The 20069-nt window shown below is 38.5% G+C and carries 21 protein-coding genes; 11 read left to right on the top strand and 10 right to left on the bottom strand.

All coding sequences use genetic code 11. From position 1 onward, the window contains the following. Position 1: 1 nt before the first annotated feature. Together KO505_RS01060 and KO505_RS01055 are read right to left on the bottom strand one after the other, a co-directional pair. A complete protein-coding gene (locus tag KO505_RS01060) occupies positions 2-229 on the bottom strand; it encodes a Type I secretion system protein TolC (RefSeq protein WP_216053584.1) in 228 nt (75 codons plus the stop codon). A gap of 271 nt (positions 230-500) precedes the next feature. After that, positions 501-2024 carry a fumarate hydratase gene (locus tag KO505_RS01055; RefSeq protein ID WP_216053583.1) on the bottom strand — a complete coding sequence of 508 codons (1524 nt, stop codon included), beginning with the start codon at positions 2022-2024 and terminating at the stop codon, positions 501-503. 222 nt (positions 2025-2246) lie between these two features. Here KO505_RS01055 and pabB point away from each other — a divergent pair, with 222 nt between their 5' ends. The 9 genes from pabB (at position 2247) to KO505_RS01010 (ending at position 10676) form a co-directional block, all read left to right on the top strand. Then, positions 2247-3629, top strand: coding sequence for an aminodeoxychorismate synthase component I (pabB, locus tag KO505_RS01050; protein ID WP_216053582.1), 1383 nt, complete (start codon positions 2247-2249; stop codon positions 3627-3629). Positions 3630-3693: 64 nt separating this feature from the next. Beyond that, entirely contained in the window at positions 3694-4269 is a 576-nt protein-coding gene (locus KO505_RS01045; RefSeq protein WP_216053581.1) for a CoA pyrophosphatase, read from the top strand. Between the two features lie 83 nt (positions 4270-4352). After that, a complete protein-coding gene (locus KO505_RS01040) occupies positions 4353-5741 on the top strand; it encodes an L-serine ammonia-lyase (RefSeq protein WP_216053580.1) in 1389 nt (462 codons plus the stop codon). Between the two features lie 138 nt (positions 5742-5879). Then, complete coding sequence (locus tag KO505_RS01035) at positions 5880-6821, top strand: aldose epimerase family protein (protein WP_216053579.1); 942 nt, start codon at positions 5880-5882, stop codon at positions 6819-6821. Between the two features lie 141 nt (positions 6822-6962). Then, the gene (locus tag KO505_RS01030) at positions 6963-7325 is read left to right on the top strand and encodes a DUF6249 domain-containing protein (RefSeq protein WP_216053578.1); all 363 of its coding nucleotides are present in this window, start codon (positions 6963-6965) and stop codon (positions 7323-7325) included. A gap of 14 nt (positions 7326-7339) precedes the next feature. Then, positions 7340-7891: an RNA polymerase sigma factor gene (locus KO505_RS01025; RefSeq protein WP_216053577.1), complete on the top strand. Its 552-nt coding sequence runs from the start codon at positions 7340-7342 to the stop codon at positions 7889-7891. Then, the gene (locus KO505_RS01020) at positions 7891-8214 is read left to right on the top strand and encodes a hypothetical protein (protein WP_216053576.1); all 324 of its coding nucleotides are present in this window, start codon (positions 7891-7893) and stop codon (positions 8212-8214) included. The genes KO505_RS01025 and KO505_RS01020 overlap by 1 nt, the downstream gene beginning before the upstream one ends. A gap of 256 nt (positions 8215-8470) precedes the next feature. After that, on the top strand, positions 8471-10147 hold the full coding sequence (gene asnB / locus KO505_RS01015; RefSeq protein WP_216053575.1) for an asparagine synthase B: 1677 nt from the start codon (positions 8471-8473) through the stop codon (positions 10145-10147). Positions 10148-10373: 226 nt separating this feature from the next. Further along, positions 10374-10676, top strand: a complete 303-nt coding sequence (locus KO505_RS01010; RefSeq protein ID WP_216053574.1) for an isoamylase early set domain-containing protein — start codon at positions 10374-10376, stop codon at positions 10674-10676. Here the strand turns inward: KO505_RS01010 and KO505_RS01005 are convergent, their stop codons facing one another. From KO505_RS01005 to KO505_RS00995, 3 genes are read right to left on the bottom strand one after another with little or no spacing between them, the layout of a single operon-like run. Then, positions 10677-11258: a glutathione S-transferase family protein gene (locus KO505_RS01005; protein WP_216053573.1), complete on the bottom strand. Its 582-nt coding sequence runs from the start codon at positions 11256-11258 to the stop codon at positions 10677-10679. A 24-nt stretch (positions 11259-11282) separates the two neighbouring features. Beyond that, the gene (locus tag KO505_RS01000) at positions 11283-12068 is read right to left on the bottom strand and encodes a methyltransferase domain-containing protein (protein WP_216053572.1); all 786 of its coding nucleotides are present in this window, start codon (positions 12066-12068) and stop codon (positions 11283-11285) included. An 18-nt stretch (positions 12069-12086) separates the two neighbouring features. Then, the gene (locus KO505_RS00995) at positions 12087-12842 is read right to left on the bottom strand and encodes a Nif3-like dinuclear metal center hexameric protein (RefSeq protein ID WP_216053571.1); all 756 of its coding nucleotides are present in this window, start codon (positions 12840-12842) and stop codon (positions 12087-12089) included. 186 nt (positions 12843-13028) lie between these two features. Between KO505_RS00995 and KO505_RS00990 the strand changes: the two genes are divergently transcribed. After that, positions 13029-13409, top strand: coding sequence for a hypothetical protein (locus KO505_RS00990; RefSeq protein WP_216053570.1), 381 nt, complete (start codon positions 13029-13031; stop codon positions 13407-13409). Positions 13410-13505: 96 nt separating this feature from the next. Here the strand turns inward: KO505_RS00990 and KO505_RS00985 are convergent, their stop codons facing one another. Genes KO505_RS00985 through pheS form a run of 3 tightly spaced genes read right to left on the bottom strand, consistent with a single transcriptional unit; the run spans position 13506 to position 17228 of the window. Further along, positions 13506-13817, bottom strand: a complete 312-nt coding sequence (locus tag KO505_RS00985; RefSeq protein ID WP_216053569.1) for an integration host factor subunit alpha — start codon at positions 13815-13817, stop codon at positions 13506-13508. 6 nt (positions 13818-13823) lie between these two features. After that, positions 13824-16235, bottom strand: a complete 2412-nt coding sequence (gene pheT / locus KO505_RS00980) for a phenylalanine--tRNA ligase subunit beta (RefSeq protein WP_216053568.1) — start codon at positions 16233-16235, stop codon at positions 13824-13826. Positions 16236-16247: 12 nt separating this feature from the next. Beyond that, positions 16248-17228 (bottom strand): phenylalanine--tRNA ligase subunit alpha, encoded by a 981-nt coding sequence (gene pheS, locus KO505_RS00975; RefSeq protein ID WP_216053567.1) that lies wholly within the window; start codon positions 17226-17228, stop codon positions 16248-16250. Between the two features lie 223 nt (positions 17229-17451). Here pheS and KO505_RS00970 point away from each other — a divergent pair, with 223 nt between their 5' ends. Continuing rightward, a complete protein-coding gene (locus KO505_RS00970; RefSeq protein ID WP_216053566.1) occupies positions 17452-18066 on the top strand; it encodes a flavin reductase family protein in 615 nt (204 codons plus the stop codon). A 13-nt stretch (positions 18067-18079) separates the two neighbouring features. On the opposite strand, the gene hda is transcribed toward KO505_RS00970, so the two are convergent. Both hda and KO505_RS00960 read right to left on the bottom strand, forming a co-directional pair. After that, a complete protein-coding gene (gene hda, locus KO505_RS00965) occupies positions 18080-18772 on the bottom strand; it encodes a DnaA regulatory inactivator Hda (protein ID WP_216053565.1) in 693 nt (230 codons plus the stop codon). A gap of 1 nt (position 18773) precedes the next feature. Further along, the gene (locus KO505_RS00960) at positions 18774-20051 is read right to left on the bottom strand and encodes a DUF2066 domain-containing protein (RefSeq protein WP_216053564.1); all 1278 of its coding nucleotides are present in this window, start codon (positions 20049-20051) and stop codon (positions 18774-18776) included. Positions 20052-20069 lie beyond the last annotated feature (18 nt).

The following is a 20069-nucleotide window of genomic DNA, read 5'->3' as shown; positions in this document are numbered from 1 at the left end:
GTTATGTAGGATTGGTCTGATAAGTGCTTAGTGCATTAGCAGTACTATCTACTGGAAATACGTGCGGGAGAAATAACAGCTTATCTTCTACCCATTGTCTTCTGTGCTCATAAGATTGATGGGTTTGTTTATCTTCACCACATAAAAATGCCCTACGAACACAACGAGAGATGCAGTGATAATACGGCGTATCCGATAAGCTAATTTGAAATTCTCTGGGTCTAGGCATAAGCAAAACACTCAATGTATCAATATAGGTACAAGTAAGTCTAGTGCAGTTTAACTAACTGTCAAATTGAGGTGGGTGGCCTTGTTATTTCTCAGTCGATTTCTTGAAAGAGAATTATGCCTTCGCCGCAGGTGAAATAACAAAAGCGACGAGTCACGAGCTGCGAGTTTCGAGTTTCGAGTTTCGAGTTTCGAGTTAAAAATAAAACAAACAAAAAAAGGAACCTTAGGTTCCTCTCTTAAATAACTCACATAAAAGCTAAACCCAAAAACTACTTTTTAGCTTTTGCCTCTGCAATTTTGCCACGCCAAATAGCAGGGCCCGTTTCGTGTACGTTGTTACCTGTAGAATCTACGGCAACCGAAACCGGCATATCTTCAACTTCAAATTCGTAAATCGCTTCCATACCTAAATCACCAAAAGCAACAACACGAGATTTCTTGATTGCTTTAGATACTAAATACGCCGCGCCACCAACAGCCATTAAGTAAACGGCTTTGTTTTTAGCGATTGAATCTACTGTAGCTGGACCACGTTCAGATTTACCTATCATGCCAATAAGACCTGTGTCTTCTAACATCATGTCGGTAAATTTATCCATACGTGTTGCCGTTGTTGGGCCTGCTGGACCACAAACTTCATCACGTACTGCGTCAACTGGGCCAACGTAGTAGATGAAACGATTATTAAAGTCCACGCCTTCTGGCAAACCTTCGCCGTTATCTAACATGTCTTTAATGCGTTTATGAGCCGCATCACGTCCTGTTAATATTTTACCGCTAAGTAAAACGGTTTCACCGGCTTTCCAGTCTGCAATTTCTGCTTTGGTGATGTTGTCGATATTAACTCGACGAACGTTGTCACCCAATTCCCATGTTACTTCTGGCCAGTCTTCAACACGAGGTGGTTTAAGATCTGCAGGACCAGAACCATCTAAGTGGAAGTGAATATGACGTGTAGCTGCACAGTTAGGGATCATCACTACTGGTTTTGAAGCGGCGTGTGTTGGGCAAGATTTGATCTTGATATCAACAACCGTGGTTAACCCGCCAAGACCTTGTGCGCCTATACCTAAATCATTTACTGCGTTAAGAATGTCTATACGTAGTTTTTCTTCCGTTGTTTCAGGACCACGTTCAATTAACTCTTGAATATCAACAGGGTCCATCAACGATTCTTTTGCCATAACTGCGGCTTTTTCAGCGGTGCCGCCAATGCCTATGCCTAACATGCCCGGTGGACACCAACCAGCGCCCATGGTTGGAACGGTTTTCTTGATCCATTCAACAATGTCGTCTGACGGATTTAACATCGCCATTTTAGATTTATTTTCTGAACCGCCGCCTTTGGCTGCGATCATCACTTCAATACCGGCACCTTTTACTAGGTCGATATGCACAACCGATGGGGTATTGTCTTTGGTATTTTTACGAGTACCTGCAGGGTCTGCCACAATTGAGGCGCGCAATGGGTTATCTGGATTCATGTAAGCTTGGCGAGTACCTTCGTCTACCATTTCTTGTACAGTTAATGACGTATCATCCCATTTAACGTCCATGCCCACTTTAACAAAACAAGTTACTATGCCTGTGTCTTGGCAAATCGGTCTGTGCCCTTCTGCTGACATTCTTGAGTTAATTAAAATTTGTGCCATTGCATCTTTTGCTGCTGGGTTTTGCTCTTTGTTATAAGCAACTTCAACGGCTTTAACGTAATCTAATGGATGGTAATACGAAATATATTGCAGGGCATCTGCAATACTTTCGATAAAATCTTGTTGGCGAATGACAGTCATAATGATCCCTGATTGTTTTGCATACTAATCAACATAGTAAGAATTAAATAATTGGCTAGTTTTATCGCAGTTAAAACTTAATTACTGGTCGCTAGCACAAGGTTACTGAAATTGTTGTATATCGATGATAACCTCCCTCTAAAATTAAACCAACAAGTTAACATAGCAAAATCACTCTAACTGCTTATTTGTTAACCATTATTTAGCTTTTAGGTTTTCGTAATGTCAAACACCCTTTTCGTAAAGTCTCTGTCGTTAACTGCAAGTCAGCTTGAACAACTCTATTCTTTGTTACAAAAAGAACATGGCGCTATGTTTTTGGACTCTGCATCAAGCGACCACAAAAATAGTAATGTGTCTATTTTTGTATGGGAACCCAGCTTTACCATTGAAACGGTTAACCAACATACATTTGTTTATCGCGGTGACGAGTTAATATCAAAAGTTAGTACCGACCCATTAGAGCAAGTGCAACTATGTTTAGATTCACTCACGGTTATTGACTCTGAATTACCCTTCACTGGTGGTGCTGTGGGTTATTGGGATTACGAACTGGGCGGCCACTTTGAAACCTTACCTAACCCTAAAACATCTGATATCAACATGCCCAATATGTTTATTGGTATTTATGCTTCTGCAATTGTGGTTGATCACCAAAACAAACAAATACATTTTGTCAGTCAAGATGAACAAGCACCGCAAAAATGGATTCAATTAGAAATACAAATCAATAACTTATCGCAACAGACCGAGTTAAATTTTAAGTTAACCACCCCATGGTTATCCAATATGACTAAAGTTGAGTACGCAGAAAAATTTCAGCAAGTTCAGCAACATCTATTATCCGGTGATTGTTATCAAATCAATTTAGCACAGCGTTTTAGTGCGGGTTACTCGGGTAGTGAATACGGCTCTGAATGGACGGCTTATAACAAGTTAAGAAAACAAAATTCTGCGCCCTTTTCTAGTTTTATTCGTCATAAAAACGGAGCAGTATTAAGTGTGTCACCAGAACGTTTTATCGAAGTAAAAAATAACATAATTGAAACTAAGCCAATCAAAGGCACTAGGCCTAGACACGCTGATAAAGCTAAAGATATTGAACTAGCAAAGCAGTTACAAAATGCGACCAAAGACCGAGCTGAGAACTTGATGATTGTTGATTTGTTGCGTAACGACTTATCAAAAGTGGCAGTACCTGGCACGGTGGACGTGCCAGAATTATTTGAAATAGAAAGTTTTCCCGCAGTACATCATTTGGTCAGTAAAGTCACCGCAACCTTAGACCCACAGTTTTCCGCATTGGATGTATTACGTGGTGCATTCCCTGGCGGGTCTATTACTGGTGCACCCAAAATACGGGCAATGGAAATAATTCATCAATTGGAACCCAATCCTAGAAGTGTTTATTGTGGTGCGATAGGTTATGTTAAACCTAATGGAGATATGGACAGTAATATCTCTATCCGTACGTTAGTTTGTAATCAAAACAAAATACATTGTTGGGCTGGCGGCGGTTTAGTGGCCGACTCCGTTTGTGATGAGGAATACCAAGAAACCTTAGATAAAGTGAATAAAATACTACCTATATTGGAAAGCGCATAACCTGTTATGTTATTTATAAATAATATGAAGCGACGATTGAAACTCGATCAGCAAAGGTAACAAGATGACACCAGAGCAGTTTTCTAGCCGATTTTGTTTGTACAATTTACAGAATAAAAAACCTGTCACACGTTTTGAGCCTAACAGCAAAACACAAAACGCGGCTGTTCTGGTACCTGTTATAAAACGACCTACGGGTTTAACCCTCTTATTTACCCAAAGAGCCAAACACATGCGCCATCATCCTGGCCAAATTAGCTTTCCTGGCGGCAAAGCTGACCCAGACGATCACTCGTTAACTTTTACCGCGTTAAGAGAAACCTATGAGGAAGTGGGTATTGACGAAACCAAAATCACGACTTTAGGTTGGTTACCAAGTTTTCAAACCATTTCAAATTTCAGCTTACATCCATTAGTAGGATTAATTGAAGACATTAGCGATTTAACGTTAAACCCTGGGGAAGTAGATAATGCATTTGAAGTGCCATTGACGCACTTCACCAATAGAGATAAACACCATATAATAAGCCATTACGTTGATAATACTAAACACCCTGTACATTTTATGCCATACCAAGGCAAGTTAATATGGGGTGCTACCGCCGCCATAATTGACCAATTAATTTTACATTTCGAATAAGTTTTACTCATGCGTAAGTGGGTGTGAATAGTTACAATCTAAGCTACAATAGTTTCAATATTTTGAAATGAAGATCCATATTTATGTTAAGTGTTTTTGATATGTTTAGTGTCGGCATTGGGCCGTCTAGTTCTCATACCGTTGGACCTATGAAAGCCGCGCGCGAATTCGTAGATACCTTAGAGCACAAAAACTTGTTGCAACAAGTCAGTTTTATTAAAACGGAATTATATGGTTCCCTAGGCCAAACAGGCATTGGCCATGGTTCCGGTAAAGCCGTTATCTTAGGTTTATTAGGTGAGATGCCTGAAACCATAGACCCGGACACCGTTAAAGATAAATTACAGTTAATAGAACAATCTGAGACGATTAACTTGTTAGGTAAACATCTAGTTCAATTCCCTAGAACCAATGCGATCGTTTTCCATCGTAGAAAAACCTTACCTGCTCACTCCAATGGGTTAACGTTTTTTGCTTACGGCAATACAAGTGCTGGCACTGAAATCATATTTGAACAAACCTACTATTCCATTGGTGGTGGTTTTATTGTCAAACATGAAGACTTTGAATTACAAAAACAAACTGCAAAACTTGAACAAATAGACCAAGCCGTTCCTTATGAATTTTCCAGCGGTGCTGAACTACTAGAAAAATGTACAACCCATGGGTTAAGCATACCGGCATTAATGATGGCGAACGAAAAAACGTTTCAAGATGAAAAAACCATACGCGCTGAGTTGGTTAAACTTTGGCACGTGATGGAAGCTTGTATTGAGCGCGGTATTCGTACTGAAGGCATTTTACCTGGCGGGCTAAAAGTAAAACGCCGCGCGTCTTCACTTAAACGTAAGTTATCGGCGGATCAAACCAAAGATCCATTGATGGTGATGGACTGGGTTAACTTATTTGCCTTAGCCGTGAATGAAGAAAATGCCGACGGCGGCCGTGTGGTTACCGCGCCAACTAACGGAGCTGCTGGCATCATTCCAGCTGTGCTCATGTATTATCATAAGTTTGTTCAACCATTAGATGATGATTTGATTGTGCGTTATTTATTAACCGCTGGCGCAATTGGTATTTTATATAAAAAGAATGCCTCCATTTCTGGCGCAGAAGTTGGCTGCCAAGGTGAAGTAGGCGTGGCTTGTTCCATGGCCGCTGGGGCATTAGCCGAAATTCAAGGCGCCAGTGTTGAACAGGTTGAAAATGCAGCCGAAATTGGCATGGAGCATAACTTAGGTTTGACCTGCGACCCTGTTGGCGGATTGGTTCAAGTGCCTTGTATAGAACGTAATGCCATGGGCTCAATCAAAGCCATCAATGCGGCTCGACTAGCCCTACGTGGTACGGGCGGTCAAAAAGTATCTTTAGACAAGGTGATAAAAACCATGTGGGATACCGGCAATGACATGAAGTCAAAATACAAAGAGACAGCACGTGGCGGCTTAGCGGTTAACATTACTGAATGTTAACCCACTTAGCAGTATGTTTTGATTTTACTGGTTTGATTTAGCGGTTTATAGCGCCATTAAAAACGAATAAAATCAATGCTGTTTAAATGATGCAATTTTGACTATTATTTCTTTCTCGTTATATGACTTTAGTGAAATATGATAAAAACATTTACGATTCAAAATCAGGTTGGTGACAATGTATCTATTATTAACTTAGGCGCTCGCCTCGTTAAATGGGATACCTTGGTTAACGGCCAATCCAGAAATATTATTGTTGGTTATCAAGATTATGAATTGTATCGGGACGATCCTAGTTATTGTGGGGCAATCGCGGGGCCGTATGCCAATAGAATAAAGGATGCGACGGTCCAGTTAAACGGAGTATTGCATAAACTAGCGGCAAATGAAGGGAACAACGTACTACATAGTGGCAACAATGCCTTAGAATCTTGTATGTGGCAGGTTAAAGAACATTCTACTCGGGCCATTACCTTAAAATATTGGTTAGAAGATGGCTTTAATGGCTTCCCTGGTTCCATCACCTTTGAGGTTGAATATCGTTTGGCTGAACAAACCAGTCAGCTAAAAATTAACATTAATGCATATAGCGAAAAAGAAACATTTATTGGCCCTACAGGTCATGCGTATTTTAACTTATCAGGTGTTAATGCTAATAAGACATCCCTAATTGACCAACATTCTTTATGGTTAAATTGCCAACATTATACACCAGTTGATAACGAAGGAATTCCTACTGGTAATGTAGATGAGGTGCAAAATACAGAATTTGATTTCACTAAACCAAACATCATAGGCTCAAAATTAATTAACCATAATTATGTGGTTAATGACACCAACAAAGCGTCTGCCGTTTTAGTAAGTCCAGCACAGGATTTAACCCTTGAAGTTATTTCTGGTTATCCGGGGTTACAAGTGTATACCAGTGATTATTTGACGTCTCCTTTATTACCGCGACAAGGAATTTGTTTAGAACCTCAGTTTTATCCTAATTCACCTAACGTTGCACATTTTCCATTTTATACCACATCCCCCGACCATCCGTTTTCAGAAAAAATAATATATAAATTAAATAAGTAGATTCAGTGTCTGTTTATTATAAATCGCATTAGCGCATAGAGATCTTGTATATTTTTTAAATAAATTAAACTTTTTGCATCTAAATTCGTTTTTGCTGCATCTACTTAACAACTATATTTTATACAACAACTCGGAGTGACCATGCACGATATTTTAGTTCCTATTACTTTCTTTTTGGCGGTTGCCATTATTACGGTTAGTTTTATGTTTTTTAATTCTAAATCTAAGAAGCAACTACAAGAAACATTACAACTGGCCATTGAAAAAGGAGAAACATTATCGCCAGAAACCATTGAAAAATTGTTAGATAAAAAGCGCCCTTTTGCCGACCTAAAACGCGGTATTATTTTTATCGCTTTTGGTATTGCTTTTGCGTTGTTCGGTATATTTTCACCAGCGGGTGAACTTGAAACTAAAGTGATGATTGGCTTCAGTATGTTCCCAATTATTATTGGGTTTGCGTATATATTAGTGTTTAAATTACATGAAAAGCTTGAATCGTAATTTAGCGCTATTTAATGGATATTATTGAATCTAAATTAATTGCAAAGGTTATCGTAGATGAAAATCATCATGCCTTTGCCAAATTAGTTACTTTGCATCAGAGTCAAATAAGAAATTATGCCAGACGATTATGTAAAGGTGACAATGCACTTGCTGACGATATCTCACAAGAAACCTTTATTACAGCATTTGAGAAAGTTAAAAACTATGATGCGAGAGGCAGCTTTATTGGTTGGCTATTAACGATTTGTTACCGACATTTTTTACAATATATCCGAAAAAATAAATTGGTATTAAATGATGACCCCATTGAGATACAAATAACGGATAATATTGAGCCGCAAATTTTAATAGAACAAGCTCTGTATTATGTGACCCATGAAGAACGTTCAGCCATTACACTTAACTCTAATTTTGGTCATACACATCAAGAAATATCAAAGATTATGCAATTACCGATAGGGACGGTTAAATCACATATTTCTCGTGGTAAAGCTAAAATAATGGAATTACTATCTGAGAAAAACGTCGATAACTCTAAGGACAAAAAACGAGGAGCAGCATAGTGAATAGAAACATAGACGCCCTGTTACAACAATCGTTACCCGTATTGTCAGACGATGGTTTTAGCAAACAAGTTTTAAATACATTGATAAAAAGACAACAAGGTTATTTAAAGTTAAGACAGAAAATCATGACTTGTTCAATTTTTGTCTGCATAACTATTTTATCTGTCTTTCTCATCTTATTTGAAGGCAACTTACCGTTAACCAATAAACTAATTGATCTATCGAGTTTATTCTTGGGTATTAATCCTGTGTATATCGTATCAGGCATGATGTTAGTCATTGCTTTTTATGTCACTTCAGAATCGTTAGAAGGTAATTAACCTTACCTTCTACGTATTATTTTTAAACACTTGGTGATGCTTTTTTCTCCTTTTGATTCCTACATTTATTAATTGCATAAAAATCACTTGGCATTGGCTAATCATCTGTGGCAGTCTCAGGCTGGGCTTGATTAAAGTACAAGCTCTAATCTAACTTATTGTTAAGTTATTATAGATGTCATATACCAAAGCCGCGCCAAACGCTTAGTGTATGACTTTAATTATTGTGATTTTGATTTAATGGAGAGAACTACTTATGTGTTCTATTTTTGGAGTACTGGACGTTACTACTGACGTTGCAGATTTACGAGTTAAAGCGCTAGAATTATCTGGCCTATTACGTCACCGTGGCCCAGATTGGTCTGGTATTTGGAATAACGACAATGCGATTCTTGCTCACGAGCGTTTATCGATTGTTGACTTAGAGAATGGCGCGCAACCTCTATATAATCAAAATCGAAATCACATCTTAGCCGTTAATGGCGAAATTTATAATCATAAAGCTCTTGAAGCAGAGTTAACCACTGACTATACCTTCCAGACTCAGTCAGACTGTGAAATCATTCTTGCACTATATCAGCAAGATGGCATTGAGTTTTTAGACAAATTAAAAGGCATGTTTGCGTTTATCTTATATGACGACACAAACGACAGTTATTTGATCGCTCGTGACCATATGGGGATCATTCCTTTGTATTACGGTTATGACGTAGACGGACAACTGTATGTTGCCTCTGAAATGAAAGCGTTAGTGCCGGTTTGCCGCACTATTTCAGAATTTCCTCCGGGACATTACTGGTCTAGTAAAGACGGTGAGATCAAACAATATTATACAAGAGATTGGTTTGAGTTTGATGCCGTTAAAGACAACAAAGGCGACGCTAAACAAATTCATGATGCATTAAGCGACGCGGTTAAATCACACATGATGTCTGACGTACCTTATGGTGTTTTATTATCTGGAGGTTTAGATTCTTCTGTTATTTCTGCGGTTGCGCAAAAGTTTGCCCAAAAACGAGTAGAAGATGAAGGTAAATCAAAAGCATGGTGGCCACAACTGCATTCATTTGCTGTTGGTTTAGACGGTGCACCTGACTTAATTGCCGCGCAAAAAGTAGCTGATGCAATTGGTACTATTCACCATGAGATCACCTACACTATTCAAGAAGGCATAGATGCAATCCGTGATGTTATCTATCACTTAGAAACGTACGATGTTACAACCATTCGTGCCTCTACTCCTATGTACTTAATGTCACGTAAAATAAAAGCGATGGGCATAAAAATGGTATTGTCTGGTGAAGGCGCTGATGAATTATTTGGTGGTTATTTATATTTCCATAAAGCACCAAACCCGAAAGAGTTCCACGAAGAAACAGTGCGTAAGATCAAACGTCTACACATGTTTGATTGTGCTCGTGCAAATAAGGCAATGTCAGCTTGGGGCGTGGAAGCACGCGTACCATTTTTAGACAAAGACTTTATGGACATTGCGATGCGCACCAATCCTGCACTTAAAATGTGTGGTAACGGAAAAATGGAAAAACACATTTTACGTGAAGCATTTGAAGGTTACTTACCGGAAGAAGTACTGTGGCGTCAAAAAGAACAGTTCTCTGATGGCGTTGGTTACAGCTGGATAGACACATTAGTTGAATCTGCAGAATCAAAAGTAACCGATCAATTAATGGCAAGTGCACAATACCGTTTCCCTCATAATACGCCGGATTCAAAAGAAGCGTATTTCTACCGTACTATCTTTGAAGAGCACTTCCCGTTAGATTCAGCGGCTGAATGTGTACCAGGTGGTAAATCGGTAGCATGTTCAACGCCTGAAGCGTTAGCATGGGATGCGAGCTTTACAGCAAATGCTGACCCTTCTGGACGCGCTATGTTTGATGTACATAACCAAGGGTATTCTGATAAGTCTTAATCATCCACTTATCTGACGAACTAAAAAAACCGTTAAAATTAACGGTTTTTTTATGCCTCATTTTTCAATCCATAATGCGGTCAAAAAACATACCATTTATATGACTTGTTTGATGCAAACGATTTCATCAGAGTAATTACTCAAATTCTATATCAAAATGCGTTAATCCTTCTATATTAAGATTTGACGATCCCCAATCTCAACCTTTATGTAGAAGGATTTTAATATGAGCTTAAGTAAAAAGTATTTAAAAACTAAACCCATTTGTAAAGTCACCTTTAAATTACCAAAAGATGAAAGTAAACAGGCTAATGTCGCTTTACTGTCAGGCGACTTTAATAATTGGCAACCCGCCCCCATGAAGAAATTAAAGTCTGGTGATTTCACCTTAACGTTAGATTTAGACAAAGATCAGGCGTATCAATTCAGGTATTTATTGGATGAGCAAACTTGGGAAAACGATTGGCAAGCAGACGCCTACCTTCCTTCTCCCTTAAGTTACGAGGACAACTCAGTTGTGATTGTTTAATCACGCTGAGGGTTTAGTTTGTTTTATGCCTTTATGGTAATCGTTTACGGCCATAAAGGCGTTTATATTACGATATTCTGACAGGTCGACTAATTGACGAAACTCAGCCCACTCGACCAAACAGTACAAGCTGATTGCGACATAATCCCATTCGTGGATATGTTTGTCTGACACAAGCTTTTCCAACTGTTTAAGCGACGTGACGGTTCGTTCTCTTTGCGCATTAAAGTATAAATTGTCTTGAGTTGTGTCTACCCCACTTCGTGCCAAAAACAACATATTAAGTAAAGCGTCCGTACACGCATCAATCACCGCTAATTGGGTTTGTTGAGTGATGGATAGTTTGCTTAATTTAAACTTATTAACTAAGTATTGATAGATCACACCTGAGTCATAAATAATAGGGCAAGTGGCATTATCCAGATCCTCCAACATGGGTATTTTTAAGGTAGGATTTTTCTCTTTTAATAATGTCCTATCGTCACCAAATACGTCTATGTTAATAAATTCGTATTCCATCTCGGCCATAAATAAACGTAAACGCCTTGCGTATGGTGAGGTTGTTGAGCCATACAGTTTCATAGTCATCCTTAAATATATCTGAAATTACTTTGTGATTAATAAGTGCATATAACGGCCAATACTGGCGTAAGGTTCTTGTTGGCAATACTGTAATTCCATTTGCAGAATATTGTCAAAGTCTGAATCCCACTTTGAGGTATCTCGCATGTAATCATGAAAACACCTTACGCCGGATTTAACCAATATATTAAGGTTAAATTCGTCACACCAACTGTAAACCTCTTCTGAATTTAACGCTGACTGTGGATTAAGTTTCACCACTTTTTTAGCTTTCATACCACTGCGAATATAATCAAAGTTGCCGTAAACTAAATTACTCAACACTTGCCCTGCTTGATTATAAAACATTAACGAAATACCCCCTTTTGCCGTACAAAATTGGATTAACAATTCAAACGCTTGTTTTGGGTTTTCTAACCACTCAAATACCGCATGACACAAGACTAAGTCGTATTTTTGATTAAGTTGGTTAGGTAAATCTTGTAAGGCACTATGAATATAGGTCAAATTCGTTAATGAACGCTCTTGAGCCGACTCTTGAGCCATGGCTAACATGTCAGCTGAAATATCGGATAAGGTGACATCAAATCCCATCTCGGCCAATTGTAAGGCGATTTGACCTTGTCCTCCCCCCACATCTAAGATTTTAAATGCTGATTTTTTTTCTGCTTTATTCTCACATTGCTGCGTTAAGTATTGGGTTAGATCTTGTAGTAAAACGGCCTCACGAATTTTCCCTTTGCCAGTGCCATAAATATTATTTTTAAAGGTTTTAGTACGAGTATCAAAGTTACAATCATTTTTAGACATTAGATTAAAGACTCGTTTTTACACTGGGTTATGAATATCAACAAACTGAACATCTAACCCGAATTCATTGGCTAAATGCTCACCTACGCTTTTCACACCATAACGTTCGGTTGCATGATGTCCCGCGGCGACAAAGTGAATACCAAACTCCCTAGAGCTGTGAATGGTTTGTTCCGATGCTTCTCCGGTTAAAAACACATCAACACCTAGTTCCGCGGCAACATCTATATAACCTTGACCACCACCTGTACACCAAGCAATCGTTGAGACGAGCTCATTATTAACGGCATTAATTAAAGGCTCACGTTGTAATTTTGAGTTAACTAACTGTCCAAATTGATCAATCGACATTGGTGTAGAGAGCTTCCCTTGCATCAACACGCCTTTAGGTTTAACCGACTCCACTGGTACTACATTGGTTATACCAAGTAAGTTGGCTAACACGGCGTTATTGCCCAAGTCAGAATGAACATCGATAGGTAAATGATAAGCTAGTAAGTTAATGTCATGTTTTAATAATTTGGCTAATCGATTTTTTTTCAAACCGGTAATAACTTGCGACTCACCTTTCCAAAAGTAACCATGATGCACCAATATTGCATCGGCCTGATGTTCGATAGCTGCATCGATTAACCTTTCGCTAGCGGTAACACCTGTGATTATTTTTCCGATCTCTGGTTTGCCTTCAACTTGTAAACCATTAGGACAATAATCATTTATGTTATTCGAGTTTAATAGTTGATTAAGATATTGTGTAAGTTGCTTGGTTTTCATAAATTTAATTCGCAATTGATGTTTCACGTTAACGCTAGTGTAATTGTTATTTTTCTATGTTTATAACCCTATTTAGGCTTTTTTACTGTTAATTTGGCTTAAGTTGGGCCGATAAGTTGATATAGGTAGAAAAACTTTGTATAAATAAGGCTCAACTTAAATTCTTACTAAATTCAGGTAAATATAATGAGCACACTAGACAAAGATCAAGTCTTGTCTGACTTCACTGAAGCTTACAAAAAAGTAAATAAAAAAGAACCACAAATTGAAGCAAAAGGTGGTTGGTACAGTATTGATGGCGGAAAAAATGTTCGTCTAGCAGCATTAGTTGATTTGACTGCAGAACTTTCAGGTTCTACAGCAGCCCCTGCTAAAGCGGCGGCTCCTGCTAAAGAAAAAGCACCGGCTAAGAAAAAAGCGGCGGCTAAAAAAGCGGCTCCAGTTGCAGTAACATCTACAGGTTATACTGTAGTTAAACAAGGTGATGGTTATAACCCAGCTAACTTTTGGTTAGATTACCTATCTACTTTAGGTATGGATTGCAGAACGCCTCACGGTTTCTACTAAAAACTTTAGTAAATTCAAAAAACAAAAAAACCAGCATTTAGCTGGTTTTTTATTGGTTATAAAAAATAGGCCACACTTGATGACCTATTAATTCCACTACTTTTGTTTTTCAATCAATTGAGCTGTACCAACTTCTACCCTAGCCTTCAACTTCTGGCCCGGTCTAAAGGTGACTACTCGACGAGCAGAGATTGGAATATCTTCACCAGTTTTAGGATTTCTGCCAGGTCTCGATTGTTTTTCACGTAATTCAAAATTACCAAAACCAGATAACTTAACCTGTTCACCGTCTTCTAGTGTAGTTCTCACTTTTTCGAAAAAAGCTTCAACCAAATCTTTCGCATCGGCTTTGTTAATGCCTGCTTTTTCAAATAAATGTTCTGCGATTTCTGCTTTGGTTAGTGCCATAGTGTTTTAATCCCTAAGCGTTGCTTCAAATTTTTCAGTTAACGTATTAACGACTTGTTCAATCTTAGTATTAATCTCTTGTTCTTCCAATGTTTTTTCAACATCTTGTAAAATAATTGAGATTGCTAAGCTTTTAAAACCTTCACCGATGCCTTCACCACGGTAAACATCAAACAAGTTTAGGTCAACTAATTGATTTCCGCCAACTTTTTCTATTTCTTTTAGTAAATTACCGGCATTTACCTGTTCTTTCACAACAACCGCAATATCTCTGCGATTTGAAGGGAATTTAGATACAGGTTTTGCATCTGGTAAATTACGCTGAGTTAGTTCAGACATCAATAGTTCAAATACAAATGTTTTGCCGTTTAAACCTAACGCTTTTTCAGCCGCAGGATGCACCGCACCTACATGACCGACTAATACATCACCACGGTAAATCTCTGCAGATTGACCAGGGTGTAATGCAACATTCAATTCACTGTCCGCAGCTAAAGGCTGGAAAGTGAACGATGAGCTGTCTACGCATTTTTGTAATAAGGCTTCAACATCCGCTTTAACATCGTAAAAGTCAACTGGACGTGCTTTTTCTTCCCACGATTCACCCGCGATAGAACCCGCAATAACACCAGAAAACATCACTTCTTGACGAATGTTCATTTCGGCCGTGTTATCAGGCACAAAACGCAAACCACTTTCAAATAAACGAACTCGTGATTGCTGACGATTTTGGTTACGAACCACTGCAGGTAATAAACCAGCCCATAAGCTCACACGCATCACTGACATATCAGCCGAAATTGGGTGAGGTAACGTTAATCCAGTTTGTTTTGGGAATAACTTCTCTTGAACTTTAGGGTCAACAAAACTGTATGTAATTGCTTCTTGGTAACCACGAGTAGTTAGGATATTAGAAAATACCGTTTTATCTAATACAGCTTCTTTACGTACAGGCATATTTAATGAAGCAACAGGTGCCACATTTGGAATATTGTTGTAACCGTAAACACGGGCTACTTCTTCAATTAAGTCTTCTTCAATATTAATATCAAAGCGGAAGCTTGGCGAGATAGCAAACCAGCTATTGTCTTTAAATTCAGTTTTTAAGCCTAAACGATTTAAAATAGTAGTTACTTCATCATCACTAATTACATGGCCTAAAACACGATCTAAACGTGCACGACGTAATACAATCGCTGTTTGAGCTGGTAAGTCAGCTTCTGATACCGCTTCAACAATAGGTCCTGCTTCACCGCCAGAAATCTCAAGTAACAACTGAGTTGCACGTTCCATCGCTGTACGTTGTAATTCGTAATCCACACCACGTTCATAACGATGAGATGCATCAGTATGAAGACCGTATGAACGAGCGCGTCCAGCAATAGTAACCGGATTGAAGAATGCACTTTCTAAGATAACGTCTTTTGTCTCGTTAGACACGCCAGACTCTAAACCACCAAAGATGCCAGCTATTGCTAATGCTTTATTATGATCAGCAATGACTAACGTATCTTCTGTTAATGTCACTTCTGTCTCATCTAATAAAGTTAATTTTTCATCTTTATTAGCGTTACGTACTTTAATGCCACCTTCCACTTTTGCTAAGTCGAACGCATGCATTGGATGACCCAATTCAATCAATACAAAGTTTGTTATATCAACAACGGGATCAATTGAACGAATGCCACTTCGACGTAATTTTTCAACCATCCATAACGGGGTTGTCGCGTCTAAGTTAATACCTTTAATTACTCTGGCTAAATAACGTGGGCATCCATTTGAGTTGACTAATTCAACATCAACCGTATCGGTAATGCTAGCTGCAACCGCGGTTACTTCAACCGGAGTAACATCAATGTTATTTAATACGCCAACTTCACGAGCCACACCTGCAATACCTAAGCAGTCGCTACGGTTTGGTGTTAAGTCGATTTCAATAATGTTGTCGTCTAATTGTAAAAACTCACGTATGTTTGTGCCTAAAGGTGCATCTGCCGGTAATTCCATGATGCCATCTGAGTCATCAGCCATGCCTAATTCAGACCAAGAACACAACATACCAAATGATGGCTGGCCGCGTAATTTGGCTTTTTTGATTTTAAAGTCGCCCGGTAAAACAGCACCAACCATAGCAACCGCTACTTTTAAACCTTGGCGACAGTTTTTAGCACCACATACGATATCGATTAATTCGCCATCGCCTGCACTGCCTACATTAATTTTGGTAATTTGTAATTTATCAGCTTCTGGATGTTTGCCACATTCAACCACTTCACCAACAACCACACCGGTAAATTCTGCTGCAGCTGGCTCAACACCATCAACTTCCAAACCAGCCATTGATAACTGTTCGTCTAATTCTTCAACTGTAATTGCAGGATTAACCCACTCACGTAACCACTTTTCACTAAATTTCATTTTGTGAGATCCTTATTTAAACTGCTTTAAGAAACGAAGATCGTTTTCGAAGAATGAACGTAAATCGTTTACGCCGTAACGCAACATTGTTAGTCGCTCAACACCCATACCAAAGGCAAAACCTGTGTACTGTTCTGGGTCAATATTTACTGAACGTAATACATTTGGATGTACCATGCCACAGCCTAATACTTCTAACCATTTACCATTTTTATCCATAATATCCACTTCTGCCGATGGCTCAGTGAACGGGAAGTAAGATGGACGGAAACGAACTTGAACGTCTTCTTCAAAGAAGTTACGTAAAAAGTCATGAATCACCCCCTTAAGTTCAGCAAAGCTGACGTTTTTATCTACCATAAGGCCTTCAACCTGATGGAACATTGGCGTATGAGTTTGATCGTAATCATTACGATAAACACGGCCAGGAGAGATAATTCTTAACGGCGGTGTTTCTTTTTCCATTGTACGGATTTGAACACCCGAGGTTTGAGTACGTAAAACCGTTTTTGGCGTAAAATAAAAAGTATCATGATCTGCACGCGCTGGATGGTGCTCTGGGATATTCAACGCATCAAAGTTATGGAAGTCATCTTCCACTTCAGGACCATGTTTAACTTCAAAGCCTAAATCACCAAAAAATGATTGGATACGCTCGATAGTACGTGACACTGGGTGAATGTTACCCATTTCTGCACCACGACCAGATAAAGTCACGTCAATCGTTTCAGATGCTAATTTTGCATTTAGCGCTTCTGTTTGTAATTGTTCACGGCGCTCTGAAATTGACTTTTGAACTGTGCCTTTAGCTATGTTGATAGCTTGACCCATTTCTTTACGCTGCTCGTGATCCATTTTACCTAAAGACTTAAGTAACTCAGTGATCTTGCCTTTTTTACCTAAATATTCAACGCGCACATCTTCCAGTGCTTGGATTTCATTTGCTTGTGTGATTGCTTGTTCAGCTAATCCAACGATCTCTTCTAAATTCATGGAACACTCTTTATTTGTTCTGACGCTCGGTACAAAATCCAAGGTCTTTAAATACCAATAACTTAGTTTGATTGGCACTAAACTTTTAATAAAAATTACAGCCGCGAATTCTAACTTAATTGCACACAAAATATTAGTGCTAAATCCTTATTTATATGGATTTTCCGCTTATTTTTTCTGTATGCTTAAGCCTTTAGTTTTAAAAGTGGAAAATTAACCTATTATGCTTGTCAATTTAGAGCAGTTATCAGCCAATAACGTCTACCATTTAATGACTCAAACTATCATCCCAAGGCCAATTGCTTGGGTGTTAACAGACTCTGGTGATCAGAATTATAACCTTGCACCATTTTCATATTTCACTGCGGTATCCAGTGCACCACCACTATTGATGTTTTCTGTTGGTAAAAAACCGGATGGTTCGGCAAAAGATACAACGGTTAATGTAAAGCAAAACAAAAAGTTAGTTATCCATATTGCCAACAGTGACCAGTCAAAAGCGGTGACAGCTTCGGCTGCGACCTTAGAACACGGAGAGTCTGAATTATTATCAACCGGATTAGAAACCGTTGAATTTGAAGGGTTTTTATTACCTAGATTAAAAGATTGTCATATTGCCTTTGCTTGTACTTTATTTGAAACGCAGGAGTTGGGTGAAACACCGCAAACGCTTATTTTCGCTAAAATTGAACATATTTATATTAATGATGAAGTGATTAATCTAGATGATAAAGGCAGAGTCAAAGTGTTAGCTAATAAAGTAAATCCGCTGTCAAGATTAGGCGGTTCTGAATATGGCAGTTTAGGTGATATTATCAGTAACATCAGGCCTAAATAGTTCTATAAATTGGCTATATCTCTAGGATATCTTTAACAAAAGGAACCGTAACTTTCCTCTGTTTTTCAATACTTTGTTTGGCAAGCGTATTTAGCGCTTGCATCAAAAACGACATTTTACGTGGCAATCTATTTAACATGAACTTTGCCACCTCTTCCGTTAATTCAAACCCCATGTAGTGCGCATGTTGCACAAGCGCACGACTTTTATCTTGTTCTAATAAGGTTGGGATTTGAAACAACGTTCCCCACTGTAGACGAGACGCTAAATCAGGGAGTGATATTTGAGTTTTAGTAGGTAAATCCGAAGCCGTAAATATGATCGTGGCGTTATTTTGTTGTAATGCATTAAACAGGTTAAAAATAGCCGTTTCCCATTCTAAGTTGTTGGATATGGCTTCGATATTGTCAACACACACGACTTCGACATTCTCTAACCCCAATATTAAATCGGGTGATGAGTCTACAACTTGTTCTAATGGTAACAGCATACTCGACTTACCGACTTCATTGGCATGATGACAACAAGACGTTAATAAGTGAGTTTTGCCACTGCTGTCGCTACCTGCCAAATATAAAGCCACAAAACTATCTGATTCGATAGCTCGGCTTATTTCATTGGTCATGACGTTTTGTACATTTTTAGGGGTAACAAACGAAGAAAATGTCTGACTACTGTTAATCGTAACGGGCAGTAATAATTGCACTTTATTTACCTAACCATTTATATTTAAGTGTAATCGATTTCTTTTTAACGTCTTCCACTACCGCGTTTTTTGCACCTTCAGAATTATTTAACTGTTGAGCCTGTTGCGTTTGTGCTAAATATTCACGTGTTAGTATCTCTAGTTGCTGTTCTATGGTCAGACTTTTAAGTGGTTGTTTTTGTTCTACATCTGTTATTTTTTCAAATTCAGGTAATAACGCTAACGCCCGAACAACGTCGAGTCCTTCACCAGATAAGTTAAGATAAAACTGAGCTTGTTGTTTGCTTACTTTCATAAGTTGAACATCAGTAACTGGCGGTAAAGACGATAAGTACTTTTCCGCTTTGGTTAACGCAACGATATTGGGCACATTTTCTAATATTAGCTCTAAATTATCGGCCCCAACTTGTTCACTATCGATGGCGTACTCAGAGGCAAAATAATCGCCAACACGGTTTATCATTGAACGGATAACCGCAAACTGCTCTCCGCTAAATTCATCGCTAAGTAGTTGTTTGGTGTTTTTCATTAATTGAAATTGTAACAACCAGCCAGTTTGATACTCAGGCTCTTTATTGGAATCAACAAAACGCATACGAGCCATTATATAGTTGTCGGCATTATAGCGTTCTGATGCCCCAGAAACGGTTCCTTCAAAACGAGCCCAAACATCAGACGAATAAATCGCATCTTTATCTATGGTGTCCATCAACGGTAATAGAACTGGAAGGCCACGATCATCGGAAGATTGACTTAGTATTTCAGATAACTGAGGGTATTGTTCAAGTTCTACAATAGAACGGTTAACCCCTTCTTCGACCACTAACCAAATCAATGTATTTGGTCTGCGACGTCCCCAAATAGAGCCACCAACGGATTTAATAAGTTTATCGATTTTGGTTTGATAAAACTGATCGACTAAAAAGGTTCTACCCTGTTCATCGGTTTTAAATGCAAACGATTTAATATAATTAGCCGATCTGTGTTGTACTTCACGTTTAATCACATCGTTATCTAATATATCTTTATCACCACTGACTTTAGATAAGACTTGCTCAATTGCCCAACGATGCGCTTTAACTCTGGTTTTTTGAGTCTTATCGTTAACCAAGATTTTACCTGTATATAAGTTAGTAACTTCAACGGCAAAAGCAGAAGTCCCAAACAATAAACTAACTAAGGTAATGATCTGTATTAAAAAGCGGTGGAATTTCACAAGCGTCACTGTGTTGATAAAATTTTTCTTATCATAACCAATAACATCAAACAAAAACACCATTTCGTTTTTAACCTAATT

Origin of the sequence: Psychrosphaera sp. F3M07, from assembly GCF_018860345.1 — a bacterium.
Classification (GTDB): Bacteria; Pseudomonadota; Gammaproteobacteria; order Enterobacterales; family Alteromonadaceae; genus Psychrosphaera; species Psychrosphaera aquimarina.
Note: the sequence above shows the minus strand (reverse complement) of the source record. Positions and strands in the feature narration are given on the sequence as shown.

Bases quoted from the DNA above. Each gene is read 5' to 3' on its own strand.
- KO505_RS01060 (WP_216053584.1), bottom strand. From the start codon at position 229: ATGCCTAGACCCAGAGAATTTCAAATTAGCTTATCGGATACGCCGTAT.
- KO505_RS01045 (WP_216053581.1), top strand. From the start codon at position 3,694: ATGACACCAGAGCAGTTTTCTAGCCGATTTTGTTTGTACAATTTACAG.
- pheS (WP_216053567.1), bottom strand. From the start codon at position 17,228: ATGAATTTAGAAGAGATCGTTGGATTAGCTGAACAAGCAATCACACAA.
- KO505_RS01055 (WP_216053583.1), bottom strand. From the start codon at position 2,024: ATGACTGTCATTCGCCAACAAGATTTTATCGAAAGTATTGCAGATGCC.
- KO505_RS01035 (WP_216053579.1), top strand. From the start codon at position 5,880: ATGATAAAAACATTTACGATTCAAAATCAGGTTGGTGACAATGTATCT.
- KO505_RS00985 (WP_216053569.1), bottom strand. From the start codon at position 13,817: ATGGCACTAACCAAAGCAGAAATCGCAGAACATTTATTTGAAAAAGCA.
- KO505_RS00995 (WP_216053571.1), bottom strand. From the start codon at position 12,842: ATGAAAACCAAGCAACTTACACAATATCTTAATCAACTATTAAACTCG.
- KO505_RS01040 (WP_216053580.1), top strand. From the start codon at position 4,353: ATGTTAAGTGTTTTTGATATGTTTAGTGTCGGCATTGGGCCGTCTAGT.
- asnB (WP_216053575.1), top strand. From the start codon at position 8,471: ATGTGTTCTATTTTTGGAGTACTGGACGTTACTACTGACGTTGCAGAT.
- KO505_RS00960 (WP_216053564.1), bottom strand. From the start codon at position 20,051: ATGGTGTTTTTGTTTGATGTTATTGGTTATGATAAGAAAAATTTTATC.
- KO505_RS00990 (WP_216053570.1), top strand. From the start codon at position 13,029: ATGAGCACACTAGACAAAGATCAAGTCTTGTCTGACTTCACTGAAGCT.
- KO505_RS01005 (WP_216053573.1), bottom strand. From the start codon at position 11,258: ATGAAACTGTATGGCTCAACAACCTCACCATACGCAAGGCGTTTACGT.
- pabB (WP_216053582.1), top strand. From the start codon at position 2,247: ATGTCAAACACCCTTTTCGTAAAGTCTCTGTCGTTAACTGCAAGTCAG.
- KO505_RS00970 (WP_216053566.1), top strand. From the start codon at position 17,452: ATGCTTGTCAATTTAGAGCAGTTATCAGCCAATAACGTCTACCATTTA.
- KO505_RS01030 (WP_216053578.1), top strand. From the start codon at position 6,963: ATGCACGATATTTTAGTTCCTATTACTTTCTTTTTGGCGGTTGCCATT.
- KO505_RS01010 (WP_216053574.1), top strand. From the start codon at position 10,374: ATGAGCTTAAGTAAAAAGTATTTAAAAACTAAACCCATTTGTAAAGTC.
- KO505_RS01000 (WP_216053572.1), bottom strand. From the start codon at position 12,068: ATGTCTAAAAATGATTGTAACTTTGATACTCGTACTAAAACCTTTAAA.
- KO505_RS01025 (WP_216053577.1), top strand. From the start codon at position 7,340: ATGGATATTATTGAATCTAAATTAATTGCAAAGGTTATCGTAGATGAA.
- pheT (WP_216053568.1), bottom strand. From the start codon at position 16,235: ATGAAATTTAGTGAAAAGTGGTTACGTGAGTGGGTTAATCCTGCAATT.